Source organism: Mucilaginibacter sp. OK098 (assembly GCF_900142915.1).
In the GTDB taxonomy this organism is placed as follows: Bacteria; Bacteroidota; Bacteroidia; order Sphingobacteriales; family Sphingobacteriaceae; genus Mucilaginibacter.
Window position 1 is genome coordinate 923900 of sequence record NZ_FRCM01000001.1, and the last position, 25929, is coordinate 949828.

Annotated in this window: 22 protein-coding genes; 11 read left to right on the top strand and 11 right to left on the bottom strand. The window is 39.2% G+C overall.

What is annotated here, in order from left to right; translation table 11 throughout:
* Nucleotides 1-16 precede the first annotated feature (16 nt).
* The 3 genes from BUE31_RS03690 to BUE31_RS03700 form a co-directional block, all read right to left on the bottom strand.
* The gene (locus BUE31_RS03690; protein ID WP_073400364.1) at nt 17-2422 is read right to left on the bottom strand and encodes an ABC transporter permease; all 2406 of its coding nucleotides are present in this window, start codon (nt 2420-2422) and stop codon (nt 17-19) included.
* A 286-nt stretch (nt 2423-2708) separates the two neighbouring features.
* The gene (locus BUE31_RS03695; RefSeq protein ID WP_073400366.1) at nt 2709-3386 is read right to left on the bottom strand and encodes an ABC transporter ATP-binding protein; all 678 of its coding nucleotides are present in this window, start codon (nt 3384-3386) and stop codon (nt 2709-2711) included.
* Between the two features lie 153 nt (nt 3387-3539).
* Nucleotides 3540-4796, bottom strand: a complete 1257-nt coding sequence (locus BUE31_RS03700; RefSeq protein WP_073400368.1) for an efflux RND transporter periplasmic adaptor subunit — start codon at nt 4794-4796, stop codon at nt 3540-3542.
* A gap of 410 nt (nt 4797-5206) precedes the next feature.
* Between BUE31_RS03700 and BUE31_RS03705 the strand changes: the two genes are divergently transcribed.
* The 5 genes from BUE31_RS03705 to BUE31_RS03725 all read left to right on the top strand — a co-directional run bounded on the left by BUE31_RS03705 (nt 5207) and on the right by BUE31_RS03725 (nt 11179).
* Nucleotides 5207-6562, top strand: coding sequence for a sigma-54-dependent transcriptional regulator (locus BUE31_RS03705; RefSeq protein ID WP_073400370.1), 1356 nt, complete (start codon nt 5207-5209; stop codon nt 6560-6562).
* The gene (locus tag BUE31_RS03710; protein ID WP_073400372.1) at nt 6552-7916 is read left to right on the top strand and encodes a sensor histidine kinase; all 1365 of its coding nucleotides are present in this window, start codon (nt 6552-6554) and stop codon (nt 7914-7916) included. Before BUE31_RS03705 ends, BUE31_RS03710 begins: the two co-directional genes overlap by 11 nt.
* Before the next feature lie 99 nt (nt 7917-8015).
* Nucleotides 8016-8555 carry an NADPH-dependent FMN reductase gene (locus BUE31_RS03715; RefSeq protein ID WP_073400374.1) on the top strand — a complete coding sequence of 180 codons (540 nt, stop codon included), beginning with the start codon at nt 8016-8018 and terminating at the stop codon, nt 8553-8555.
* Between the two features lie 95 nt (nt 8556-8650).
* Nucleotides 8651-10534: a molecular chaperone HtpG gene (gene htpG, locus BUE31_RS03720; RefSeq protein ID WP_073400376.1), complete on the top strand. Its 1884-nt coding sequence runs from the start codon at nt 8651-8653 to the stop codon at nt 10532-10534.
* 123 nt (nt 10535-10657) lie between these two features.
* The gene (locus tag BUE31_RS03725) at nt 10658-11179 is read left to right on the top strand and encodes a DUF4251 domain-containing protein (RefSeq protein ID WP_073400378.1); all 522 of its coding nucleotides are present in this window, start codon (nt 10658-10660) and stop codon (nt 11177-11179) included.
* A gap of 90 nt (nt 11180-11269) precedes the next feature.
* Here the strand turns inward: BUE31_RS03725 and bioB are convergent, their stop codons facing one another.
* The 5 genes from bioB to ribD all read right to left on the bottom strand — a co-directional run bounded on the left by bioB (nt 11270) and on the right by ribD (nt 16375).
* The gene (bioB, locus tag BUE31_RS03730) at nt 11270-12286 is read right to left on the bottom strand and encodes a biotin synthase BioB (RefSeq protein WP_073400380.1); all 1017 of its coding nucleotides are present in this window, start codon (nt 12284-12286) and stop codon (nt 11270-11272) included.
* A gap of 51 nt (nt 12287-12337) precedes the next feature.
* Nucleotides 12338-13684, bottom strand: coding sequence for a magnesium transporter (mgtE, locus tag BUE31_RS03735; protein WP_073400382.1), 1347 nt, complete (start codon nt 13682-13684; stop codon nt 12338-12340).
* A gap of 74 nt (nt 13685-13758) precedes the next feature.
* Nucleotides 13759-14373, bottom strand: coding sequence for an IMPACT family protein (locus BUE31_RS03740; RefSeq protein ID WP_073400384.1), 615 nt, complete (start codon nt 14371-14373; stop codon nt 13759-13761).
* Entirely contained in the window at nt 14373-15257 is an 885-nt protein-coding gene (locus BUE31_RS03745) for a transporter (RefSeq protein ID WP_073400386.1), read from the bottom strand. The genes BUE31_RS03740 and BUE31_RS03745 overlap by 1 nt, the downstream gene beginning before the upstream one ends.
* A 71-nt stretch (nt 15258-15328) precedes the next feature.
* Complete coding sequence (gene ribD, locus BUE31_RS03750) at nt 15329-16375, bottom strand: bifunctional diaminohydroxyphosphoribosylaminopyrimidine deaminase/5-amino-6-(5-phosphoribosylamino)uracil reductase RibD (protein WP_073400388.1); 1047 nt, start codon at nt 16373-16375, stop codon at nt 15329-15331.
* Between the two features lie 33 nt (nt 16376-16408).
* Here ribD and prmC point away from each other — a divergent pair, with 33 nt between their 5' ends.
* Nucleotides 16409-17284, top strand: a complete 876-nt coding sequence (gene prmC / locus BUE31_RS03755) for a peptide chain release factor N(5)-glutamine methyltransferase (RefSeq protein WP_073400390.1) — start codon at nt 16409-16411, stop codon at nt 17282-17284.
* Between the two features lie 48 nt (nt 17285-17332).
* Here prmC and xerD read toward each other — a convergent pair whose 3' ends face one another.
* The gene (gene xerD / locus BUE31_RS03760) at nt 17333-18232 is read right to left on the bottom strand and encodes a site-specific tyrosine recombinase XerD (protein ID WP_073400392.1); all 900 of its coding nucleotides are present in this window, start codon (nt 18230-18232) and stop codon (nt 17333-17335) included.
* Between the two features lie 38 nt (nt 18233-18270).
* On the opposite strand from xerD, the gene aroQ reads away from it, so the two are divergent.
* Complete coding sequence (gene aroQ / locus BUE31_RS03765) at nt 18271-18690, top strand: type II 3-dehydroquinate dehydratase (protein ID WP_200801853.1); 420 nt, start codon at nt 18271-18273, stop codon at nt 18688-18690.
* A gap of 18 nt (nt 18691-18708) precedes the next feature.
* Nucleotides 18709-21243, top strand: coding sequence for a mechanosensitive ion channel family protein (locus BUE31_RS03770; RefSeq protein ID WP_073400394.1), 2535 nt, complete (start codon nt 18709-18711; stop codon nt 21241-21243).
* On the opposite strand, the gene BUE31_RS03775 is transcribed toward BUE31_RS03770, so the two are convergent.
* A complete protein-coding gene (locus tag BUE31_RS03775; protein WP_073400396.1) occupies nt 21212-22258 on the bottom strand; it encodes a glycosyltransferase family 2 protein in 1047 nt (348 codons plus the stop codon). The two genes, BUE31_RS03770 and BUE31_RS03775, sit on opposite strands and share 32 nt — an antisense overlap.
* A 120-nt stretch (nt 22259-22378) precedes the next feature.
* A complete protein-coding gene (locus BUE31_RS03780; RefSeq protein ID WP_073400398.1) occupies nt 22379-23260 on the bottom strand; it encodes a lysophospholipid acyltransferase family protein in 882 nt (293 codons plus the stop codon).
* 36 nt (nt 23261-23296) lie between these two features.
* Here BUE31_RS03780 and BUE31_RS03785 point away from each other — a divergent pair, with 36 nt between their 5' ends.
* From BUE31_RS03785 to BUE31_RS03795, 3 genes are all read left to right on the top strand, one after another.
* Nucleotides 23297-23908: a WbqC family protein gene (locus BUE31_RS03785; protein WP_073400400.1), complete on the top strand. Its 612-nt coding sequence runs from the start codon at nt 23297-23299 to the stop codon at nt 23906-23908.
* A 166-nt stretch (nt 23909-24074) separates the two neighbouring features.
* Nucleotides 24075-24443, top strand: coding sequence for a hypothetical protein (locus BUE31_RS03790; protein WP_073400402.1), 369 nt, complete (start codon nt 24075-24077; stop codon nt 24441-24443).
* 100 nt (nt 24444-24543) lie between these two features.
* Nucleotides 24544-25929, top strand: coding sequence for a TolC family protein (locus BUE31_RS03795; RefSeq protein WP_073400404.1), 1386 nt, complete (start codon nt 24544-24546; stop codon nt 25927-25929).

Below are 25929 nucleotides of genomic sequence, written 5' to 3' on the forward strand. Positions count from 1 at the left end.
CTCCAGCCTCTGGTCTCTACTCCGATTTTAAACTATCAACAGGATTATTTAACGCTGCTTTTATTGATTGAAAACTGATGGTAATAAAAGCTATTAATATAGCCCCTGCACCGGCCATTGCCAAAACGTACCATTGGATACTAGTGCGATAAGCAAAATCCTGCAGCCATTTTTGCATGACCCACCATGCCAGCGGTGTAGCTATTAAAATGGAGATGAGCACCAGTTTTATAAAGTCCATTGATAGCATGCTTACTATAGTTGATACACTTGCGCCCAACACCTTCCTGATCCCGATTTCTTTGTTACGTTGCTCGGCTGCATAGGCGGCCAGGCCAAATAAGCCCAAACAGGCAATGGCAATAGCCAGCGTGGTAAATGCTATAAATATGGTACCGATGCGTTGTTCAGAGCGATAAGTAGCATCAAATTCCTGATCCATAAACGAATAGGAAAATGCCTGATTGGGTGAGAACGATTTCCACTTATTTTCAACTTGTGCCATTAAGGTTGTAAGATTTGCCGAATGCATTCTTATGCTTATAGCGCCATTATCAGGCCCGTAAGCCAAAACTGCAGGTTCTATTTTGTCCTTTAGCGATTCATAGTTAAAATCTTTCATTACACCAACTATGTGAAAGGCCTGCAAACCATAACTAAAGCGGTATACTATTTTATTTAAAGGATCTTTTTCGCCAAATTTCTTTGCGAAGGCTTCATTTACGATTATGGCAGAAGAGTCAGTTGCCATATTTTTTGAGAAATTGCGGCCGGCAATCAGCTTTATGCCCATTGTGTTGATATAGTTTTCGTCAACCGACCAGAACTCGGTGAGCATATCCTCTTTTATGTCGATGATTTTGTGGGGAAAGAGACCTGTTTTTAACCTGTCTGATCCTGTTGGTGTGTATGCCGACATGGTGGCATTTACAACACCGGGTAATTGTTTAAGTTCCTGTGTTAAAATTTGAGCATTTTTACCAAGTGATGTCGTATTTTTTATAACCAGTACCTGGCTCCGGTCGAACCCGAGACTTTTATTGTGGATATAATTTAGCTGGTTATAAATAACCAGTGTGCCTATAATAAGAAAGATAGAAATGGAGAACTGGAAAACTACCAGGAAGCTGCGTAAAAAGCCGCCTTTAAAGCCTGTTGATATTTTACCTTTTAAAACATCAATAGGCTGAAAAGCCGACAGGAAGAATGCCGGGTATGAGCCTGCAAGGAACCCTATTACCAGTACTATAACTATTAACGAAGGGAGCAACCAGCTAAGCGATTGCGCAGTAAAAGCCAGCTGTTTATCGGCCATTTGATTGAATAATGGCAGCAATGCGAACGCTAAAACTACAGCGATAATTGTTGAAACCAGTGTTACTAAAATTGATTCAGTTAAAAACTGCGCTACAAGATTTTTACGGGCCGAACCCAGCACTTTACGTACACCAACCTCTTTTGCGCGTTTTGATGATCGGGCAGTTGAAAGGTTCATGAAATTAACGCAGGCTATCAGCAAAATAAATATGGCTATAACCGAGAATATGTATACATATTCCATACTTCCATTTTTTGAAAGTGAATATTGGCTGTCATCTTTTAAATGAATATCAAGCAAGGGTTTTAAAATCATCCTGAAATGATTACCGTTTGTACTCCATGCTGCAGCTGAAAAAGAGTGCTTTATTTCGATAGATGCTATTTGAGTTTCAAGCTTTTTGATATCTGAACCAGGCTTAAGCAATACGTAATTATGAACACCGCTGTACCCCCATCCCCCAATCCTGCTTTCTGGCAACGTTGAGAATGACAGAAAGAAATTATAGTTAAAATGCGACTGGGCAGGAATGTCTTTTATTACACCTGTTATTTTGTAAGTGCTGGTATCATTAAGTGTAAGGGTTTGGCCTACAACGTTTACTTTATTAAAATACTTTTTGGCTGTGCTCTCTGTAATTACAGCCGAATGGGGATCGTTTAGCGCAGTTGATGGGCTGCCGTCTACCATAGGCAGCGTGAAAATATCAAACAGACCGGGTTCGGTATAAACAACGTTGGTTTCCTGGATATTCTGGACTCCCTTTTTAAAATAAAATTTTGAAGGCGAAATAAACAGGCCGGAAGCATCAACCACTCTTACAGATTTCTCTATTTCGGAGAATGTGTTTTTTATTGCAGGAAGCAAGGGGCCCTCAGATGTTGCATATAAACCGCCGTGCCCGTTTAATTGGGCATCCAGGGTTAACCTGTAAATCCTGTCGGCTTTGGTGTTATAGCGATCATAGCTTAACTCATCAACTACGTAAAATACAATAAGCAAACAGGTAGCAAGGCCAACTGATAAGCCTAATACATTTAAAGCTGTAAATCCCTTATTCTTTAAAAGAGACCGATAAGCAGTTTTTAAGTAATTTCTTATCATGGCGCTATGTTTAATAATTTACTTGTACATGGCTATATTTTAAATGAGTATAATTTTACATTTTTTATGTAAAAGTCTCATTTATATAATGTTATATTATTATTTACTTTACAAATAAGGCAACACTCAAGCTACCCCTCCAATTAGGAGGGGATAGCAGAGGCACTTATTAACTTATATAAACTTTCTTTTTAGTAGTTCAATTGGTTCATTGGTTTTTGGAGTTAAATAGCTCTTATTTCGAACGATCAAACCATGAACCATGAACTATAGGCTATGAACAGCCTTATACCATAATGTTTTCTACTACGCTTTGTCCATCAAGTAAACGGATGATCCTGTGGCTGTAACGGGCATCATGTTCAGAGTGTGTTACCATTATAATGGTTGTTCCCTGTTCGTTAAGGTCTGTCAATAATTCCATAACATCGTTACCGTTGCTTGAGTCAAGGTTACCGGTAGGCTCATCCGCAAGTATCAGTTTTGGTTTGTTAACTACGGCACGGGCAATAGCAACACGCTGTTGCTGACCACCTGATAGCTGTTGCGGATAGTGGTTGCGGCGGTGCATTATCTGCATTTTATCAAGCACCTCTTCTACCCTTTTTACACGCTCGGCTGATGGAACGCCTGTGTAGATCAATGGAAGCTCCACATTTTCAAATACAGTTAACTCGTCAATAAGGTTAAAGCTTTGAAATACGAAACCAATGTTATGCTTACGCAGATCAGCTCTTTTACGCTCAGTAAAATGGGCTACTTCAATTCCGTTAAAAACATAGCTGCCTTCATCGGGATCATCAAGCATGCCCAAAATGTTGAGCAAAGTTGATTTGCCACATCCTGAAGGACCCATTATGGCAACGAATTCGCCGGTTTTAACTTCAATTGACAGCTTGTTTAAAGCGATCGTCTCTACCTCTTCGGTACGGTAAAATTTTTCCAGGTTTGTTATTTTTATCATTGGTGCCTCCTAAATCCGTTCCCGTTCATTTTGTTAAGGGTGGATTTTAATTTATAATTTAAGTTAATTAATTGCCTTTATTATTTTATTGTTATCCTTTGTTTTTTACTCTATATCCCTAATCTCTTACCTCTTGTCTCTAATCTCTATACCCTACTTCTTCAGTACCAGTTCCTGGATATCTCCATAAGTTTCATAACTTGAGGTTATTACCTTATCGCCAGGCTGTAATCCTGATGTTAGCTCAAAATAATCAGGGCTTTGCATGTTTATCTGGATTGGTACTTTATATGCTCTTTTTCCATCTTCGCTTACTTTAAAGATCCAGTTACCACCAGTTTGCTGGAAAAACCCTCCTTTAGGTAATAACAATGCAGTTCTTTGATCGCTTAATGCCAAACGCACCTGTAAAGTTTGCCCTTTTCTTATGCCTGTAGGTACCGGCCCAACAAAAGCCATATCTACCTGAAACTGTCCGTCTTTACCAACAGAGACAAATACTTTTTTAATTACCAGGTTATAGGTTTTATCAGCAAACTGAAAATCGCCTTTAAGCCCGGTAAATACTCTTGATAAATAATGCTCTTCAATATTAACCCTTACCTTAAAACCTGATAAGACGTCGATTTGTCCAAGATGTTCCCCTTTATTTTTACTTTGTCCTATTTCCGCATCAAAGGAGGTTAACTGGCCATCAGCCGGCGCCCTTAAGGTAAGGAGGTCAACTTTTTTACGCATCATTTGCAATGCGTTTTGCATTTGTGCTATTTGTTCCTTTGTCTGGCCATCCTGTTGTTTAACCATTGCTGTATCTTGTACCAATATCTGTGTTGCTAATCTTTTACGGCTCAACTGGTACTGGTATTGATTTAGAGCAGTTTGAAATTCCTGCGAACCAATTGCTTTTTTAGCATAAAGATCTTTATCTACCTTGTAGATCCTTTCTGCTTCTTTAAAGGCCACATCCACATCGGCCATATTATTTAATTTACTGATAGTTGCTGTCTGTTCCTGCGTATGCGAGATCTGCATTTGAATCTGCTGTGCATATACGTTAGTTTCCTGTGTCGCTAAATTAAGCTCAACGTCAGTATTTGACATTCTTAAAATAGGATCGCCCTTTTTTAATATGGCGCCGTCTTCAACATATCTTTCTTCAACACGTCCGCCATCAGAAGCATCAAGAAATATGGTACTAAGCGGCATTACCACGCCATTAACAGGGATAAACTCCTGAAATGGGCCTTTTTTAATTTCACTTATAGTTAGTCGTTCGGTATCAACATCAAGTTTACTCTTACCCGAGGTAAAATAAATGCTTCCGCCAATTAGTAAAACAATGCCCGTTATTCCGGCAATAGTTAGTATCCTTTTGGTATTCCAGGTCTTTTTTTCAATTACTCTGTCCACTGTGTTTATTAATTTATATTTTGTTATTAGTTACAAAAACACATGCCACAAATTAAATAGCTGTTTTTCAGTATTTTAAACCTAAAATACCAAATTGAAGCGTACGCTTCTGTTACATCATGTGTACGGTTCTGATACAATGCTTTTTAGAAGTCATTAATCATTGGTCATTAGTCATTCGTGTGCTTGTTCATATAGTTTATTGGTTTATTGCGATATATGTAAAGTTATAATTTTCAAATAGCAATTTATTACCCATATTTATTGCCTAAACAGCTTTTAGCATAGAAATTGTTACTAACAGGTATCATAATAAGCCAACGGTATAAAATTATAACATTTACGGATAAATATAGTATTATTGGCAACACTCAATGACTAATCACCAATAACAAATGACTAAATAAAGAATGATACTAAAAAAAGCTACAGTATTAATTGTTGATGATGATCCCGATGTACTTACGGCGGTAAAGCTTCTGCTTAAAACCGAGGCACAGGAAATTATAACTGAAAAGAATCCCGAAAACCTTAATTGGCTGCTTCAGCGTAACCAGGTTGACCTGGTTTTGCTTGACATGAACTTTAATAGCGCCATCAACACCGGTAATGAAGGTTTATACTGGCTGCGTAAAATTAAGGAATGGAAACCTGCAGTTTGTGTAATTATGATAACAGCTTATGGTGATATTGACCTTGCTGTACGCTCATTAAAAGAAGGAGCCAATGACTTTGTTGTTAAACCCTGGCATAATGAAAAGCTGATTGATACAATTAAAGATCTGCTTGATAAAAAGGAAGGTGTTAAAACAGTAAAAGCATCGGTAAAAAGCGCGACCGGCGATACTTCTATACTCGGTGATTCTGAAGTGATGCAGGACATTTTTTATAAAGTGAATAAAATTGCACCTACTGATGCCAACATATTGCTTTTGGGCGAGAATGGAACAGGTAAAGATTTAATGGCCAAGGCTATTCACGAGCGATCATTAAGGGCTGATAAGCCATTTATTAAAGTGGATGTTGGCGCACTGACCGATACGCTATTTGAAAGTGAGCTTTTCGGGCATAAAAAAGGTGCATATACTGATGCCCGTGAAGACCGGACAGGCAGGTTTGAAGATGCGCAGGGTGGCACCTTGTTTTTAGATGAAATTGGAAACATTTCGCTGCAACAACAGGCAAAGCTGCTAACTGTATTGCAAAACCGGCAGGTTACAAGGCTGGGCACCAATAAAGCTGTTGATATTGATATCCGTTTAATATGCGCCACTAATTTACCATTATCTGAGCTGGCAAATGAAAACCGTTTTCGTAAAGATTTGATCTATCGCATAAATACTGTTGAAATTAATATGCCGCCTTTACGCAGGCGTAATGATGATATTGTAATACTTGCCCGGCATTTTGCAAAATTATATGCCGGTAAATATTTAAAACCATCTGTTGATTTTGATGCCGCTGCCGTTATAAAATTGAAATCATATAATTACCCGGGCAATGTGCGGGAATTGCAATACACAATTGAGCGGGCTGTGATAATGGCTGATGATCATATATTGCGCCCTGACGATCTTATATTCTCCATTTTGGAAACACCGGGAGAGGTTATAGTAGATGATGATAACGTGCCACTAAGCACACTTGAGAAAAATGCCATATTACGTGTTATTGAAAAGCATAATGGTAATATTACCCGGGCAGCAAAAGAATTGGGTTTAACACGAACAGCTTTATACCGCAGATTAAGCAAATATGATATTTAACCGTTATGAATGGCGGCTGGTGCTGCGTGTAATTTTGATGTTTATTACGCTTACGGCAACATCAGTGTTGGTGGAAAAAGGCTCGGGATATTATATGTTTTTAGTAATAACCATTCCACTGGTGATCTACGAGGTTATTGACCTGATCCGTTTCCAGAAAAAAGCACAGGATGAGGTGAGCCAGTTTGTTGAATCAATCCATTATCGTGATTTTTCGCGTCATTTTGATGTGCGTAAGGCACCCAATGAACTCAAACCACTCCGTAAAGGTTTTAATGATATCAATACAACCTTTAAGCTAATCAGTCGCGAAAGGGAAACACAGTACCATTACCTGCAAAAAATACTGGAACTGGTTGATACCGGTATTATATCATACGAGCAGGAAAGCGGTGAAACCGGCTGGATAAATGAAGCCTTTAAAAAATTAATAGGTGTCCCCTATCTTAAAACAATCCATTCCCTAGAGAAACGCGAGGAGGTTTTATACCAGGAGATAATCAAGCTTAAGCCTGGCGACAGTAAAATTTTAACCATTACGCGCAATCAGCAACTGGTTAAAATATTGGTTACGGCCAGCGTTATGCGAAGTGAGGATAAAATATACAAGTTGATTGCCTTTCAAAATGTTAGCGAAGCATTGGACGAAACTGAATCAAAAGCATGGCAAAAGCTCTTGAATGTAATGACGCACGAGATCATGAATTCGGTAGCGCCAATATCTTCACTTGCCGATACGCTTAAAAACCGCCTGCAAAGTCCCGAAATTGCTAACAGCCCGGTAAGCAGCCAACTGGAAGACCTTGAGCTGGGTATTGATACCATTAAGCGGCGCAGCGAAGGCCTGCTTAAATTTACGGAGAGCTACCGCAGCCTTAACAAGATCACTAAGCTCGACCTTACTAAAATACTGGTGCGGAACCTGTTCGAATCACTGAACAGGCTGATGCGGCCAACGCTGGAGAAAAAGCATATCGAGCTGGAAATAATTCTGCGTGATCCTGCATTGGCTATAGAGGCTGACCTTAACCTTATTGAGCAAGTACTTATAAACCTTTTGGTTAATGCCATTGAAGCAGTAAAAGACCGGGAGCATCCGCTGTTAACACTCTCAGCCGAAGTTTTAAGCAATGGTAAAACGCTGGTAAAAGTAGCAGATAACGGCTTAGGTATGCCTACCGAATTGCTTGATAAAATATTTATACCATTTTTCAGTACCCGTAAAACAGGCAGCGGGATTGGTTTAAGCCTTTGTAAACAGATAATGCTTTTGCATAAAGGAAACATCCAGGTACAATCAACAGATGGAGTGGGGTCAACATTTATATTGCAGTTTAGCCCATCGGGAGGGTGATAAGATCCAGGCTGGGTTTTAAGTCAATCTATCATCATGTTTTTTAAAAGCAGACCTGGTTTTCAACTTAAAAGGTAGTATTGTAGTATAAATTTAAAAATGCAATCATCTAATTTAAAGCGTGTTTTCGCCATTTCCGGCAGCCTGCGTTCAGGCTCGTCAAACCACAATATTCTTAACTTTTTGAAGCGTTTGGCGCCGCCTGATATTGCATTTACTATTTACGACAGATTAGCTGACATACCTCCTTTCGACCCGGGTAATGACACGGACTGGGTAAATGAACCTGTATTCGAGTTGCGGAGTTCTATCAAACACGCTTCTGCTATTATCATCTGCACACCCGAATATGCCTATGGCGTGCCCGGTCAGCTTAAGAATGCTTTGGACTGGACGGTTTCAAGCGGTTCATTTAGTGGTAAGCCAACTGCCTTAATTACCGCATCAACCGGTGGTGAAAATGCGCACGAGGCATTACTTAAAACTTTAGGGGCAATTGATGCCAGTGTAACGGATGATACTAAGCTGCTGGTATCTTTCATCCGCTCAAAAATGGATAGTGAAGGAAATATTATTGATGAGGCAACGGCTGACAGTTTAAAAGCTGTCTTTAATGCGCTTTTAAAGACGATACAATAAGCGCATTCTGCCAATTTGACAAATTCTATGGTTTGGAACAGGCATTGATGTGTGGTGGTAACACTAAAACATTAATTTTCATAACCAGATAAATTATGCAAGAAAAAGGCACAATTTCGATCCATACCGAAAATATTTTCCCGATAATTAAGAAATTCCTATACTCAGATACTGAGATCTTTTTACGGGAGCTGGTATCAAATGCCATTGATGCTACTCAAAAAATAAAACGCCTTGCTTCATTGGGCCAATATAACGGTGAGCTGGGCGAGCTGCGTGTTGAGGTTTCCTTTGATGAAAAGGCAAAAACCATTACCATTTCTGACAATGGTTTGGGGATGACTGCCGAGGAGATCAAAAAATACATCAACCAGATAGCATTCTCCGGAGCTACCGAGTTTATGGAGAAGTTTAAGGAAGCAAAAGATGCTAATGAGATCATCGGTCGTTTTGGCCTTGGCTTTTATTCTGCATTCATGGTGGCTGATAAAGTTGAAATTGAAACATTATCATACCAGGAAGGCGCCGAACCCGCACATTGGATCTGCGATGGCAGTACTGAATTTGAGATAAGTGAAGGAAGCCTTGAAGAAATAGGTACAGAAATAACCCTGCATATTAATAAAGATTCAGAAGAGTTTTTAAGTAAGCATCGTTTACAGGAGATCCTTGATAAATATTGCAAATTTTTGCCTGTACCAATTAAATTTGGTACAACTACACAGGAGGAAGAAGACGGTGTTGACGAAGAAGGCAAACCAAAATATATTTCAGTAGAAACTGATAATATTATTAATGATACCAACCCGATCTGGACTAAAGCTCCAAATGAATTAAAGGACGAAGATTACCTTAATTTTTACAAGCAGCTTTATCCGTTTTCAGAAGATCCATTGTTTTGGATCCACCTGAATGTTGATTATCCGTTTAATTTAACCGGTGTTCTGTATTTCCCTAAGCTTAAGAATGATTTTGAGATTCAGAAAAACAAAATTAAGCTATTCTCGCGCCAGGTATTTATTACCGATGAGGTAAAAGATATTGTACCTGAATTTTTAATGTTGTTGCATGGGGTTATTGATTCACCGGATATTCCTTTGAATGTTTCCCGCAGCTTTTTACAGGCTGATAGCAATGTTAAAAAGATAAACAGCTATATCACTAAAAAAGTAGCTGATAAATTGGCAGAACTTTTCAAAACCGATCGTAAAGCTTTCGAAGAAAAATGGAGCGACATCGGCCTGTTTGTTAAATATGGTATGGTTAGCGAAGAGAAGTTTTATGATAAAGCAAAAGACTTTGTTTTGCTAAGCAATACTAAAAAGGAAAACTTTACTTTAAGCGAGTACAAAGATAAAGTTGAACCTGAACAAACGGATAAAGACGGTCAGTTGGTTTATATTTATACCAATGACCCGGCTAAACAGGATGCATTCATCCAGTCGGCCAATAAAAAAGGTTATGATATTTTGCTAATGAACTCGCCCATTGATAATCACTTTATCGGGCAATTAGAGCAAAAGCTGGAAAAAACATCATTTAAACGTGTGGATGCTGATGTTGCTGACAAGCTGATCAAAAAAGAAAATGCCCTTGAGCATGTGCTTACTGAAGAGGAAGCTACTAAAGTGAAAGGGATTTTTGATAAAGCGATCAATAAACCAGCCTACAAAGTTGAGTTGGAAAGCTTAAACCCTGATGAGTTACCTGTAACAGTAACTATGGATGAGTTTATGCGCAGGATGAAAGAAATGGCGGCTATGGGCGGCGGCATGGGCTTTTATGGCAGCATGCCCGATAATTACAAAGTAATTGTTAATGGTAACCATAAACTAATAAGCCGGATCCTGCAGGAAGAAAATGAAGAAGTACAATCAGCGCTTTCAAAACAAGCGTTTGATCTTGCTCTTTTATCGCAAGGGCTACTTACTGGTGCCGAGCTTACTGAATTTGTTAACCGCAGCGTTAACCTGATATAATAGCTAACTGCAAACAAAATTGTAAAGCCGCTTTTAATGAGCGGCTTTTTTTGTTTTATATAAGCTTTTTTATATTGTATATTAGATTAATATATTTATCGTTAAACCTTAAAAGCATTAGCTATGAAAACTTTAATTAAGCTATTTTTTGTTGTGGCAATTTTAGCCGGCGGCATAAATATTACTAACGCACAAACCACAAAAAAAGAAAAGCAAGCCGCTAAGGCCGCAAAAATAAAAGCGCTGCTTGATTCCCATAATTATGTTTTTAATGCAAATTATGTTATTCCACAAAGAGGCAATTCAAGATCAACAAACTATGGTTATGATTTGGTAGTTTCAAAAGATACGGTAACTGCTTATTTACCTTATTTCGGAAGAGTTACCATTGCCCCTTCTGATCCGAGTGATGGCGGCGTTAAATTCACGTCTACAAATTTTGATTACACTACAAAGCAAGCTAAAAATGGCAGTTATGATGTCACCATAACTCCAAAAGATGCCGGTACACAAGGATCAAAGGATGTGCGGTATTTAAGATTGAATGTTTCAACAAGTGGGTACGCTTCATTACAGGTTATCAGCAATAACCGTGATCCGATCTCATATAATGGAGATATAGAAGAGCGGAAAGCTAAGAAATGAGTGAAGTTGTAGTTGTTGTAAACGTTGTAAGAGTTTAGCATTTAAAACAAAAGAACCGTTTTTAGCGGTTCTTTTTGTTTTATAATCTTGTTATATAACTTCGTTAATACTCATTTCCTTAATCTCTTTTATCTCGTTTGGCCTTCCGTTCTTGAAAGCTTTACGCGGTGTTAACCCCAGCAGATCAAACATGGCCATATCGGTATCAAAGGACGGATTCGGCGTAGTTAACAATTTTTCACCTGCAAAAATAGAATTTGCACCTGCCATAAAACAAAATGCTTGTTCAACTAAACTCATTTCTGTGCGGCCGGCGGATAGGCGTACTACTGTTTTAGGCATAATAATACGGGTAGTGGCTATCATCCGTACCATATCCCAAACAGATACTCTGGGCTGATCTGCCAGCGGCGTACCCTGAACCGGCACCAAAGCATTAATTGGTACTGATTCCGGATGTTTAGGTAAAGTTGAAAGGGTCTTAAGCATAGAAATGCGGTCTTCCACAGTCTCGCCTAAACCTATAATGCCGCCACTGCAAACAGTGATCTTTGCTTTGCGTACATGTTCTAATGTTTTTAAGCGGTCATCATAAGTACGGGTGGTTATAATACGCTTATAATCATCCTCTGAAGTATCCAGGTTGTGGTTGTAGGCATACAAGCCTGCATCAGCCAATCGTTGTGCCTGGGCTTCGGTAAGCATGCCCAGTGTACAACATACTTCCATATCTAACTCGTTTACAGCTTTCACCATGTCTATCACTTTGTCAAAGTCGCGGTTATCGCGTACTTCGCGCCATGCAGCGCCCATGCATAATCTTGATGCGCCGCCGTCTTTAGCTTTTTGCGCTACAGCAACCACTTCTTCCTTTGGCATTATTGCATGCACATCAACCCCTGTATTATAACGGGCCGCTTGCGGGCAATAGGCGCAATCCTCGGGGCAGCCACCTGTTTTAATTGATATTAACGAGCTGATCTGCACTTCTGAGTAATCTTTATTTTCACGATGCACAGAAGCTGCTTCATAAACCAGGTCTAACAAAGGCCTATGGTATATTTCCGCAATCTCTTCTTTTGTCCAATTGTATCTTACTTCGGTCATTCTATGCTTGTTTAGATATATTCGTATTCTGTTTATTAGTTATATTAGTAATTATAAAAGTTTTGTTGCAAACCATAACGGCAGCAAAAAGCCGGCACAATCTGTAAAAGTAGTTATAATGATAGATGACGCTACTGCCGGGTCAATCCCCACCCTTTTTAATACCAATGGAATTGAGGCTCCGGTTAAGCCTGCAATTACCAGGTTGCCGGTCATAGCTAAAAATAACACCAAACCAAGCATTGGATTTGAATCATAAAATAAAGCGATCAAAAAAACGATTAAGCCATTTGCCGCACCATTAAGCAATCCCACCAAAAATTCTTTTACAACGGCATTGTATGCTTGCTTGTCGCTCAGGTCACTTAATGAAATACGTCTTACGGTTACTGCAAGTGCCTGTGTTGCGGCATTGCCGCCCATCCCTGCTATAATGGTCATATATGCTGCAATGGCGGGGAGACGCTCAACAGTTGAGTCAAAATGTCGGATAACAGAAGCGGCCAAATAAGCTGTAGCAAGGTTAATGACCAACCATGGCAAGCGGCTTTTTACCGCTTCTTTCCAGTTACCACTCAGTTCCTCATCCTCTGATACACCGGAGATCTTCAAAATGTCTTCGGTACTCTCCTGCTCCATTACGTCAATAATATCATCAACGGTAACACGGCCCAGCAGCTTCATATTATCATCAACAACCGGGATGGTAGTAAGGTTATATTGTGAGATTAAACCGGCAACATCTTCCTGGTCAAGATCAGCTTTTACGTAAACAAAATCTGTGTTTACCAAATCACGTACATGAGCTTCGGGGCGGGCTTTTAATATTGATTTTACGGAAAGGATGCCCTGCAGAATATCGGCATCATCAACCACATAAATGGTGTAAAACTCCTCCATTTCTTCAGATTGCCTAATGATCTCATCCAATGCATCCTTTTTATCAAGGTTGATGTTTACCTTGATAATTTCAGAGTTCATAATACCGCCCGCCGTATCCTCGTCATATTTTAACAGGGCACGGATGCTATCGGCATCCTCCTGGTCAAGATCTTCTAAGATTTCCTGCTGTTCATCTTCATCCAGCTGCGAAATAATGTCTGTAGCATCATCATAATCCAGCTCCTCAATAATCTCCGAACGCTTTTCGGGATGAAGTCCAATAAGTAGCTCACCGGCGTCTTGCTCCTCGTGCATTTCGGAGATAACCTCTGATGCAACGTCGGTTGGGAGGATATTGATGATCCTTTCTTTTGCCTCCAGCGGAAGTTTTTCAAATAGCAAAGCAATCTCCGAAGCGTGATATTCTTTCAGAACAAGCTCTAATTCAGCATCATTACCCTCAAGAGCGGTTTCAATGCGTAACAGATCCGACTTATCTATTTCAAAAGATTGCATATGCGACTAAAATACATATTTATAGTACAAAACCGGGAATAAAAATAGCTTGATTTCTTGCTTAAATTCAAGAGTTATAAGCTATACTCATACTTCGCAATTACTGTGGTAAGCTTACCTAATTTCGACAAGGTTTGATTAACCTGCATTTTACGGATCGATACCGTGATACTGCAATTGTTATCAAATGACTGAGCAATTATAGTTAAACCATCTTCTTTGATTATCCGCATTACATCATTCATTTGCAGATAATCAAATTCAATGGTGTAAATATCATTTACTGTTTTTTGAACAATTACGGCTTGTTTCAACGCTTCCTCTGTTGCCATTTTATAGGCATTTATCAACCCCGGTACGCCAAGTAATGTTCCGCCAAAATAACGTACTACCACAACAACAAGGTTTGTTACATCATGCGATAATAAAGTATTTAGTATTGGCCTTCCCGCAGTTCCTGATGGCTCGCCATCATCATTTAAGCGAAAAACTGAGCGGTCAATAGTCAGCCGCATTGCCCAGCAATGATGATTTGCTTTTGGATGATCGGAACGTAACTGGGCAAGCTGAATTTTCAGGTCGACTTCATTATTTACCGGGTAGGCAAAGGCCAGGAATTTGCTGCCTCGATCGCGAAAGATACCTTCTGAAGGTTTTTTAATAGTACGGTAAGTATCGTCAAAAAGCATTAAGAATGAGAAAACAAGTTGGTAAATAATTGCGGATAATAGATAATAGTAATAGCTATCAAAGCTAACAGGATCCCGATTTTATTAAATGTGCTTAGCTTTTCCTTAAAAATAAATACACCAATAAGCGTACCGGCTATAATAACGCCAATGTTCATAGATGAAAAAACTATTGATGGATTTTTAGCTAAAACCTGGTGCGCCTTTATATAAAACAGGATGTTACCAAAATTGGCAATCCCTAATACCCAGCCAATTAAAATATGCGGCCACGAAAACCGCATGGTTTTATTTATAACCTGGTACAATAAACCAATAAATGCTATTACAAATGCCAGCGAATAAACAATAAACAAGGATGTTCCTGTTGATATTTGCTTAACCAGAGCCACCTGTTTAAATAAAACATCAATAACCCCCATTCCGAAAAACACAATTAAAAGATAGATCCATGAGCCAGCCGTGGTTTTATCCTGGGTTTGTTTTTGCCACGGTATCAGGCATATTATTGCCGCAAAACCAACAGCTAGTCCTATTAATTTAATAGAATTAAGCGCTTCGTTAAAAAATAAGAATGCCGCCACAATAGGGATGAAAAGCGACAGACGCTGTGCTACATCTGTTCGTACAATACCCGCTAGCTTTACAGATGCTGCCAGTATTACAAATAATGACGGTAACAATAAACCCAGTAGTCCATACAAATAAAACGGAGCTTCCCCAATATTATTCAATTGTGGTTTTAAAAACAGCCAGCTCAAAACAATAGCAATACTGTAGTTCCATGTAATAGCCTGGTAAATGTCTATATGATAGCGTTTAACCAGCTTTAACATTATTGATACAAATACACTGCAGCAAATACTTAAAAAAACGTAGAGCATTTTTGATTGGTTAATTAAGTTGATGGAGTTGGATTATGTTGATTGAGTTAATTTTAACTAACCTCTTATCACTAATCTCTAACCACTACAAGCACTTTATCTTTCCCCGATGAATATTCATCAGTTATTTTCCCCTTTACAGATGGGGCTTTTATTCCTGTTTTCAATTCTTTTTCGCCTGTAAAAATACGGGCTTCGTCCCACAAATCTGCCTCAATAAAACTATTTAATGTATGGGCGCCGCCTTCAATAATCACCGATTGGATATCCTGAAGGTATAATTGAAATAAAATATACTGGGGTACATATCTGTCAAAATCTTCAAGGGCAATATACTTGTTTTTGCCGTTAATATCGGTTTTTACCTCGTTAAATATCAGTGTTTCAACAGACTGATCGAATACATTTAAGTTTTGGTTTAATTCCAGTCGACGGTCAATTACAACCCGTTTAGGTGATCTGCCTTGTGCGTACCTGACGTTTAACTGCGGATTATCAATTGCAGCTGTGTTTTTACCAACCAGTACAGCATCTTCTTCGCTACGCCATTGATGTACCAACTTTCGCGATTCTATGCCGGTTATCCAATGCTGGCTACTATCCTCCGGTGCAAAAAAAACATCAATGGTTTGTGCCCATTTGAGGATGATATATGGCCGGTGCTTTTGTATCCTGGTGAAAAAACGGCGGTTAAGCCATTGGCATTCTTTCTCTAAAACACCAACAACAACTTCAATACCTGCTTCTTTTAATTTCTCGATACCCTTACCATCAACCTGGCTAAACGGATCCCGGCAGCCAACAATTACATTTGGGATCTGGTGCTTAATGATCAAATCGGCACAGGGTGGGGTTTTGCCGTAATGCGCACAGGGCTCTAATGAAACATATATGGTGGATTGCTTTAACAGTTCAGATGCATCAGGAAAATTGTTGATAACCTGGTTAATTGCATTAACTTCAGCATGAGCCTCACCGTATTTATGGTGATAACCCTCTCCTATTATTTTATCTTCAAATACTACAACAGCTCCCACCATTGGGTTAGGACTAACGGTCCCGATACCTAACCCGGCAAGTTCTATACAGCGCTGCATATATTTTTCGTGTTGCACCATGCTGCAAAAGTAGCTTTTATGTTACTTTGTTGCATGAAAACTATAAAGGATGTTTTTACTGACTATAAACAAGGTCTTGATAAGATATACGATACAAATGAGCTGGGTGCTATAACATTATTGACAGTCAGCGAAATATGCAATGTATCAAAAGCAAAAATCAAGGCTTTTCCTGAGGATGAAGTATCTCCCGAACAAGCTGAAAAGCTAAAGAGCATCCTTGAAGAATTAAAGACCGGAAAGCCAATCCAGTATATTTTAGGAAAGACAGAGTTTTATGGATTACCTTTCAATGTAAACCCATCAGTACTGATCCCCCGCCCTGAAACAGAAGAACTGGTGGAATGGGTGCTTAACTCAGTTGGCAGTTTGAAGTTGGCAGTGGGCAGTTTATTGGATATTGGTACAGGGAGTGGTTGTATAGCTATCAGTTTAAAAAAGAATTTATTGGGTTTTAAAGTATCTGCAATTGATATTTCTGCTGATGCATTGCAAACAGCAGCCTCAAATGCAACTCTTAATGCCGTTGATATTGAGTTTATTGAGGATGATATATTAAACATCAAATCCGAAATCGAAATTCCGAAATTCGAAATCATCATAAGTAATCCCCCTTATGTTACACTGCATGATAAAACTCAGATGCATACCAACGTAACAGACTTTGAGCCCCACACAGCCTTATTTGTTCCGGAGAATGATCCATTAATATTTTACAACGCCATTGCTAAATTTGCAACTACCCACCTAACTGAGAATGGTCTTTTATTTTTTGAGATCAATGAAAGCTACGGTAAGGAAACTGTTAAGCTATTGGCTGATAAAGGCTTTAAAAATATTGAGTTAAGAAAGGATATGAGCGGCAGGGATAGGATGATCCGGGCGTTTATTAGTTCATTGGCTCATTAGTTCACTGGTCTTTTCTAAAGTGGTTTACTGCCTACTCAAAACTGCCAACTAACTCCTCGGATGAAACTGTATAATAGTCCCCTTTAAATATTCCCTATCCAAATGAGTATAGATTTCTGTAGTGGTAATACTCTCATGGCCCAGCATTTCCTGTACGGCACGCAGGTCGGCGCCGCCTTCAACCAAATGCGTAGCAAATGAATGCCTGAACGTATGTGGACTGATGGTTTTATTGATCCCGGTAAGTTCAGCTAACTGCTTAATTATCATAAATATATAAACTCTGCTTAACCTTGCCCCCCGCCTGTTTAAAAAGACTAAATCTTCCTCACCTTTTTTTATTGGGATGTGAACACGGATACTTTCTATCCAGATTTTCAAAGCTTTTATGGCGGAGCCTCCAATAGGTACCAACCTTTCCTTGCTGCCTTTTCCGGTTACTTTAATAAATTCAATATCCAGGTAAAGATTAGATAGTTTAAGCTCTGTTAGCTCTGACACACGGAGTCCGCAGCCATACAATACTTCAAGAATAGCCTTGTTGCGGCCGCCTTCGGGTTTGGAGAGATCAATTGCATCAATCAGCTTATTTATATCTTCAATACTTAACGTATCCGGTAGTTTGCGTTGTATTTTGGGTGATTCAAGCAATTCAGAAGGATCGCTTTTTATAAGATCCTCCATTAATAGGTATTTATAAAATGCTTTTATTCCTGATAGGATCCTGGCTTGTGATGATGGGATCATTCCTAATTCGGCAGCCCAGACAATAAACTGACGCAGATCTGTTAAAGTTATATTTTCCGGATTTATTTTAACTCCTTCTCTATCAGAAAATTGAAATAGCTTTTCTATATCCCTGCTATAGGCCTCAATTGAGTTTCCTGACAGTGATTTCTCAAGCTTTAAATAAGATTGAAAACCTTTTATTGTCGAACGCCAATCCAATTTATATTTTTTTAATGTTTTTAGCTAAGTTTGAAGTGATGAAGATACAACTTATAAACGGCCCTAATTTAAACCTGCTTGGTGTTCGCGAAAAGTCAATTTACGGAAACACCGATTTTGAAACATACCTTAAGGAGTTGCGCCAGCGTTATCCTTCAGTTGAAATTGATTATTACCAAAGCAATGTTGAAGGCGAAATTATAAATAAAATTCACGAAGTTGGTTTTAATAATGATGGCATTGTTATAAATGCCGGGGCTTATACCCATACTTCTATTGCTATTGCCGATGCCATTGCGGCTGTAAAATCACCGGTTATTGAGGTACATATCTCAAACGTGTATAAAAGGGAGGAATTCAGACATCACTCTATGCTGGCTGCCAGCTGTAAAGGCGTTATTGCCGGTTTTGGGATGGATTCGTATCGCCTGGCTCTTGAAAATTTGATAAGTATTTAATAATTATACAAAACGTTAATGATGCGCAAAATAATTAAGTTAACCCCAATAATTATATTTTTACTGTTGGCTTTTTCATCGTATAGCGGTTTTGCCCAGGATAAAAAGAAAAAGCCGGAAGCCACAAAAAGAGAAACAGAAAGAAGTAAAATGCATTTGCGCGATTCATTATTGCGTTCATTTAACAGGTCCGACACGTCAGTAAACAGCCTTTTACAGCGGATTGAGCAATATACTACTACATTTAACCAGATAAATAATAACCTGGCCGAAGGCATTGACACGGCCGAAATAAGCCAGGGGTTTCCTCCTGCTCTAAAAAGAATCAATAAAATTGATAGCCTTACCAACACTCATAAGTCAAGCACTTTACGTTATTTATTTGTTTTACGGGACAATCTTGATCACCTGCAGGGACAACTGGAAGGCTGGCAATCTGATTTGGAAGATGCTGGTACTAAACTAGTTCAAAACCAAAGAGAGCTTATCAAATTTGCAAAGGACACCTCACTAAAAATTATCCCAGCAGATAGTATAATCAGGGAAACTTTTTTTGCGCAGCGAAAAGGTGTTAGGCAATTATTTCGAAAAACGGATTCTGTTAACCGCGCCAATTTATTAAGGGTTAATCTTTTACAGGACAAAATTGCTGTTGCCTATACTAAAACGCTTGATGAATCAGACCATATTGATGCCAAAATAAAAAGATTTGCTTTAAAGGCGATAGACGGCGAATCTGATTACATATGGAACACCGGCCTTCAGTACAACGATTTTAAATCGGCACTAAGCAGTACCATCAGGCTTAATAAAATACTATTTAACTACTTTATTAAAAATGAAACTTACACACATTATTTGAGTGTATTGTTCCTGGTGCTGGTGTTTTGCTGGATAATATATGTAAGGACGAAAACACTGCGCCAGCATGAAAACCCCGAAACCATATTAAGCGAGGCTAACTATATTTCTAAACATCCAATTGCAGGGGCATTATTGATTTCGGTAGCTATTATCCCTTACTTTTATGACCACCCACCAGTAGTTTTCCTGGAGACGCTCTTTTTAGTAGCTATTATCATAGCGCTGTACCTGGTGAAAAAGGGTTTCGAACGCTGCTGCTTTACCTTTCTTCACCGTTTGTTTTGGCTTACCATAATTTATGGCGCCAGTAACCTGTTTATCCAAATTTCAAATATTGACAGGTATGTTATTTTGATATTGAGCATTGCGTCTCTTGTTACAGGCTTTTCGTTTTACAAACATGTTAAAAAAACACCTGAAGAGCATCTTCCCTATACCAAACTGGCTTTAAAAATATTTATAGGCCTGCAATTCTTATCGCTGATCCTTAACATTACCGGCAGGTTTAGCCTGTCAAAAATAATCGGGGTTACGGCTGTATTCAATTTATGGTTCCTGGTGATCCTTTTCTTTGTAGTGCAGGTAATTATCCAGGGTTTATTCTTGCAGTTCCAGGTTAAAAAAGAAGGTAACAGTATTTTAAACTGGATTGATTATACCATTGTTCAAAAGAAATTCAGGGGCGTTTTAATTACGCTGGCTTCGTTGCTTTGGTTATTTTTTCTATTGCAGAATTTGAATATTGATGATTGGGCAAGCGATAATCTTGGCGATCTTCTTGGTCAATCGCGCACTGTTGGTGGTTCTTCATTTACTTTTGGAGGCTTTGTTATTTTTATTGCAGTTATATGGCTTTCATCCATAGTGTCAAGAATTGTCAGTTATTTTTATGATGTTTCGGCGCAACGGGTTAGTGATCTTTCTGTGGCTAAAAAGAAAAATCGTACTTCTACCCTATTGATAAGGCTTGGGGTATTTTCAATTGGCTTTTTGCTGGCTGTTGCAGCCTCGGGTTTCCCGTTAGAAAAATTAACCATTATTATCAGCGCATTTGGTATTGGTATCGGTTTTGGCTTGCAAAATATTGTAAATAACCTGGTATCGGGCTTGATCCTGGCGTTTGAAAAACCAATTCAGATCGGGGATATTATTGAGGTTGATAACCGCTCGGGTACCATGAAGGAAATAGGAATCCGGTCGAGCAAAATATTAACAAGTGATGGTTCAGAAGTTATTATACCTAACGGCGACCTGATATCTCACCATGTGGTAAACTGGACGCTGAGTAACAGCAACCGCCGCATTGAACTGATAGCTGCCGCAGCTTATGGCTGTGATATTGATAAGGTTAAAGCGCTTTTAAAAGATTTGCTGAGTAACAGGGATGATATTATGAGTATTCCCGGTCCATCTGTTTTCCTGCACACACTTAGTGAAAGCGCTGTGGAGTTCAGGATCTTTTTCTGGGCGGCTGATATCAGTACAACGCTTGAATTAAAGAGCCGTATTTTAGCTGATATTCACCAGGCATTTATTAACGGTGAAATTGCTATCCCGTCAACCAAAAAAGATCTTTACCTGCATTTTCCGGATGGCGAGCCATTATTGAAACAAGAGACTAAAGCAATTGAAGAAAAAAAGAGTGTAAAAAAGGATACTAATAAAAACGATCCTGATCAAGATCAGTAAAGTGCATTTTCTTTTTTACAAAAAAGGCCCATACCAGGCTGCCTTTGTACATACCTTTTTTACAGTTGGCAATTGACAGTTGGTAGTTAACAGTTTTTACTTTCGACTTCTTTCCCCTGAAAAGGTTAAGTACGAAATTCTGATGCGCACGGCTAACCGCCCAGGCATCCTTACGTTTACCCTCTGTTAAAAAGCGAAACAATGCCAGCAGGTCCATCCAGATTCGGACGCTTATTACAAATACGGCCCGCCAAAAAGGAAGGTTATTTTGTAACAACAGCAAATTGTTCCTGAAATTAAGGTAGGTTTTAAACGGATTTTCAACATTTAACGTACCGCCGCCTAAATGAAACACTTCCGATTCGGCACAATACATTACTTTGTAGCCCATGTTTTTTAAACGCCAGCATAAGTCAATCTCCTCCATGTGTGCAAAAAAACGATCGTCAAAACCACCCGCTTCGTGCCAGCAATGCTTTTTAATAAATAAGGCGGCCCCGGTTGCCCAAAACACCTCGCCCGATTGTTGATATTGTCCTTTATCCTCCTCAATCTCATAAAACATTCGTCCCTGGCAAAATGGATAACCGTAGCTATCTATAAAGCCACCCGCTGCTCCGGCGTGTTCAAAATGATCTTTTTGATTATAGGCCCGTATTTTAGGTGCAGCGGCAGCAATAAGCGGATCGCTTTCCATTAACGTAATAACAGGCTGAATCCAGCCTGGTGAAACCTCAACATCAGAGTTAAGCAGGATAAAGTAATCGGCTTCAACATGTTCCAGCACCCGGTTATAGCCACCAGTAAAGCCATAATTATCGTCATTTTGAATAATGCGGATTGATGGGTACTCCTGCTTAATAAACTCAACAGAACCATCGGTTGACGCATTATCCCCCACTATAATATCAAGGTTGGGATAAATAGAGGTTAAAACGGATGGGAGAAACTGGCGAAGGTGTTTAATGCCGTTCCAATTTAATATAACTACGGCAACTTTGGGTGTATAACTCATTTACATTTTAGTTCATTCGTTCAATGGTTTATTTGTTCATTAGTTAAATAGTTCATTAATCAAATAACCAGATAAATTCTTTATATCCGCAATATACCAATGAACCAGTGAACAAATCAACTATTGAACATCACTGGGCTTAATTTTCCATCTCCGGTGAGACCATAGCCAGTATTCAGGTTTCTCTCTTATTAATGATTCCAGGTACTTTACGTGAATTTCAGTGATCTCGTATGGTTTGGTTTCTTTTGGCTCTTCCACCAGGGGTACAAAGGTATAAGTATAATGGCCTCTTTTTACTAAATCTATTCTATAAAATATAACAACGCAATCTACCACTTTTGTTAACTTTTCAATCCCCAGGAATACTGCAGTTGGTTGATTAAGAAAAGTGGTAAAGTAATTTATTTCGTGTTTTACAGGTGTTTGATCAGATGCCAGCACTGTAAAGGTAAGTTCATTTTTGTACTCGATCATTTTACGAAGCGTTTGTTTCATAGAGATCATGGTAGCGCCAAAACGCGAACGGGTACGGTTAAAAAAGTCAGTAAACACCTCATTCGACTGTGGCTTATATACAATAAGCCGTTTTTCATTAGTCAGAAAGCCAAAGCTCAGACAAGCCATCTCCCAGTTACAATAATGCCCGGCAGCAGCCATAATACTTTTCCCCTGCTTAAAATAATGGTCAACCAGTTCAGGGTTTGTAGGGATCATCCTTTTTCGTACCTGCTTTTCAGACATGCTAACCGATTTAATGGTTTCCATCATCAGGTCGGCCATGTATTTAAAGTATTTCCTTTCTATCAGCTTTCGCTCCTCTTCTGTTTTTTCAGGGAATGAATTTTTAAGATTTTCCTGTACAACTTTCCGCCTATACCCTGTAATGTAGTAAAGAATTACAAACATAACATCAGAGATAAGGTACAAAAACCAGAAAGGTAGTAACGAAAGCAAATACAAAAAGAATGTACCTAATCTTGAAAGCCCTTTTTTTATCATTATTTTTGCCCGGTTTTAGCTACAAACATAAAATATATGATTGAAAAAGGCGCTGTGTTACCTATGTTTTATCTTCCTCCGGTTGAGTATTTTGTAAGATTGAACACCTACAAGCCTGATATACTGATAGAAAGAGAAGAGCACTTCCCCAAACAAACCTACCGCAACAGGGCCAGCGTTTACACCCCTGATGGCGTACTTACCTTAACAGTGCCTGTAATAAAGGGGGCAAAAAACCATACCAAAGCAAAAGATGTTAAAATAAGCTACGATTTTGAATGGCAGCGCCTCCACTGGTTAGGGCTGCAGGCTTGTTACCGCAGGTCGGCTTATTTTGAATATTACGAGGATGAGCTGGTGCCATTTTATGAAAAGAAATTCGATTTTCTTTTTGATTATAATGAGCAGCTTTTGCAATTTATACTTAAGGCAATGAAAATAAAGCTTGAGTTGAAGTTTACTGAAAGCTACGAAGCGGAATATCCTAACTTAGCTGACTATAGAAATGCCATTAGCCCTAAGCATGAAACAGACATTGAGCAAAAGCCATATTTCCAGGTATTTGAGGACCGCAAAGGCTTTATAAAAAACCTGAGCATTGTCGATCTGCTGTTTAACCAGGGGCCTCATTCTGTTAATTATTTGTAATGAAGACCCTATGGCTTGTGTCTGTGTAAGAAAGCTAAAACAAGCTGTGGCCCATGCGATTCCTTCATCGGGGATTAATGCAACATTAATGTTACCTTAACGTACTTAAACAAAATGGGGGCAATTTTGTACTTATTTTTGCAGTTATTAAAATGTGGTTAAAATAATGCCCCTGTTTAAATCAGTAATAATATCTTTTTGTTTTGCTGTTATCATGCTGGTTGCAAAGCCTTTTATAGGTTTTAATGCATCCAGCCAGGTAAAACACTTAACCCATTTAAGTATTTGTGTAAAGGCCTTTACCAAACGGAAACAGGAGTTTGTTGAGAACGGCAGCTTTGACGTGTTATCTATTCAAAAAAAACTGGCTGACCCTGCTAAACAATTCTTTCTGCTATTTTCTTTTCTTTTAGGCATTATTTTACCGTTTGTTTTTGCCGCGGACAATATATCCAATCGTTTTTTACGTAAGCTGCAATTAAGTTTATCCCCGCGTCAGCATACCTACCTGCTTAACAGCGCGCTCATTATTTGATTTTCGGGCTTGATCGCTTTGTGCGATAATTTTTAAACAGTTAGTTATAAGTCTTGCTGTTCCCATTATTCAATTTCATTAAATAAATTTCCCATTCAAAATGTTAAGTTTTAAACGATGCTTTGGCACTTGGTTATTGCTCCTTTTAGCAATAAGCTCAACTGCCCAGCAATCAGCCCCGATAACTTTAAAAGAATTATTAAACCGGGTAAATCAGAAAGCGCCAATGTTGCTTACTGATTCTGCCGTAATATTAATAAGGCAGGCGCAAGCTGCCGAAACCCGCAGCAGCTGGCTGCCAAACCTTAAGCTGAACTACCAGGCAGATATTGGCACCAGCAATAATACCACAGGCCCCTACTTTGGCTTTGGGATCGTCCCTTCAAGCTCAGGCGGTGTGCGCAGCACCAGTGTTACCACGGCTATTGGTGATAACCTGGGTATTGCAGCCCTTGATTGGGAGGTTTACAATTTTGGTAAATATGGCGCCCAAAACAGGGTCGCAAACTCCGATATCCAGGTTGAACAAAACCAGTTTGCGCAATCAAAGTACCAACTGCAGGCTTATACCATCAGTAATTATTTACAATTGCTGCGCCTGCAGGATTTCCTGAACATCCAATACCGTAACATTCAGCGGAACGAGCAGATCAGGCGCTCTATCGAGTCGCTTGCCAAAAGCGGGATCCGCGCGGGTGTTGATACCAGCATAGCAGAGGCTGAGCTTTCAAAAGCCCGGCTAAACTATATCGAACTAAAAAATCAACTTAAACAGCTGCAATTGAACGTGTCGGCAATAAGCGGCTTACCCTACCAGTCGATTGTTCCGGATACTACGATTGAACTAAACCTTATTGGCCAGCCGAACGCTTATTTATTTAGCCCGGATACGGCAAACCATCCGCTCATTAACTTTTACAGGTCAGTTTATCAAAACAACCTGCAAAGAGAGGATTTGGTAAAAAAGCTGTATAACCCCAAAATCTCATTAGAAGCTGCCGCATGGGAACGCGGATCGAGCATTGATGGCAATGGCCAATACAACAGCATTTCAAACGGTTACGGGTTTAACAGGGGGAACTACCTGGTAGGCCTGGGTATTTCCTATAACTTGTTTGACCTGCGCCGCAAACAATTGAAGCTAAGCACTCAAAAAGCCAGCACCAATTACGCCATGAAGAAACTGGAAGAACAACAACAGTTACTTGCCGTAAGTAACAGCCAGGCCGATGCTGAAATGGAAACTGCGCTTGAACGCCTTAAAGAAATCCCCAATCAGTTAAAAGCGGCCAATGATGGTTACAGGCAAAAGCTCTCGCTTTATAAAAGTGGCTTAACCGATATTATTGAGCTCAACGCAGCCCTCAACATCCTCTATCGGGCTGAAACAGATTATATGCAGGCAAAATACCAATACGCTACTGCACTGTTCCAGAAAGCCATTACAGAGAACCAGGTAAATACAGTTTTAAACCTATTAAAATAA

Excerpts from the sequence above, each read along its gene's own strand:
- BUE31_RS03785 (WP_073400400.1), top strand. The coding sequence starts at position 23,297 with ATGATTGAAAAAGGCGCTGTGTTACCTATGTTTTATCTTCCTCCGGTT.
- BUE31_RS03695 (WP_073400366.1), bottom strand. The coding sequence starts at position 3,386 with ATGATAAAAATAACAAACCTGGAAAAATTTTACCGTACCGAAGAGGTA.
- BUE31_RS03780 (WP_073400398.1), bottom strand. The coding sequence starts at position 23,260 with ATGATAAAAAAAGGGCTTTCAAGATTAGGTACATTCTTTTTGTATTTG.
- BUE31_RS03715 (WP_073400374.1), top strand. The coding sequence starts at position 8,016 with ATGCAATCATCTAATTTAAAGCGTGTTTTCGCCATTTCCGGCAGCCTG.
- aroQ (WP_200801853.1), top strand. The coding sequence starts at position 18,271 with ATGAAGATACAACTTATAAACGGCCCTAATTTAAACCTGCTTGGTGTT.
- bioB (WP_073400380.1), bottom strand. The coding sequence starts at position 12,286 with ATGACCGAAGTAAGATACAATTGGACAAAAGAAGAGATTGCGGAAATA.
- BUE31_RS03790 (WP_073400402.1), top strand. The coding sequence starts at position 24,075 with ATGCCCCTGTTTAAATCAGTAATAATATCTTTTTGTTTTGCTGTTATC.
- BUE31_RS03710 (WP_073400372.1), top strand. The coding sequence starts at position 6,552 with ATGATATTTAACCGTTATGAATGGCGGCTGGTGCTGCGTGTAATTTTG.
- BUE31_RS03725 (WP_073400378.1), top strand. The coding sequence starts at position 10,658 with ATGAAAACTTTAATTAAGCTATTTTTTGTTGTGGCAATTTTAGCCGGC.
- BUE31_RS03740 (WP_073400384.1), bottom strand. The coding sequence starts at position 14,373 with ATGCTTTTTGACGATACTTACCGTACTATTAAAAAACCTTCAGAAGGT.
- mgtE (WP_073400382.1), bottom strand. The coding sequence starts at position 13,684 with ATGCAATCTTTTGAAATAGATAAGTCGGATCTGTTACGCATTGAAACC.
- BUE31_RS03770 (WP_073400394.1), top strand. The coding sequence starts at position 18,709 with ATGATGCGCAAAATAATTAAGTTAACCCCAATAATTATATTTTTACTG.
- BUE31_RS03690 (WP_073400364.1), bottom strand. The coding sequence starts at position 2,422 with ATGATAAGAAATTACTTAAAAACTGCTTATCGGTCTCTTTTAAAGAAT.
- BUE31_RS03705 (WP_073400370.1), top strand. The coding sequence starts at position 5,207 with ATGATACTAAAAAAAGCTACAGTATTAATTGTTGATGATGATCCCGAT.
- prmC (WP_073400390.1), top strand. The coding sequence starts at position 16,409 with ATGAAAACTATAAAGGATGTTTTTACTGACTATAAACAAGGTCTTGAT.
- BUE31_RS03795 (WP_073400404.1), top strand. The coding sequence starts at position 24,544 with ATGTTAAGTTTTAAACGATGCTTTGGCACTTGGTTATTGCTCCTTTTA.
- BUE31_RS03775 (WP_073400396.1), bottom strand. The coding sequence starts at position 22,258 with ATGAGTTATACACCCAAAGTTGCCGTAGTTATATTAAATTGGAACGGC.
- ribD (WP_073400388.1), bottom strand. The coding sequence starts at position 16,375 with ATGGTGCAACACGAAAAATATATGCAGCGCTGTATAGAACTTGCCGGG.
- BUE31_RS03745 (WP_073400386.1), bottom strand. The coding sequence starts at position 15,257 with ATGCTCTACGTTTTTTTAAGTATTTGCTGCAGTGTATTTGTATCAATA.
- htpG (WP_073400376.1), top strand. The coding sequence starts at position 8,651 with ATGCAAGAAAAAGGCACAATTTCGATCCATACCGAAAATATTTTCCCG.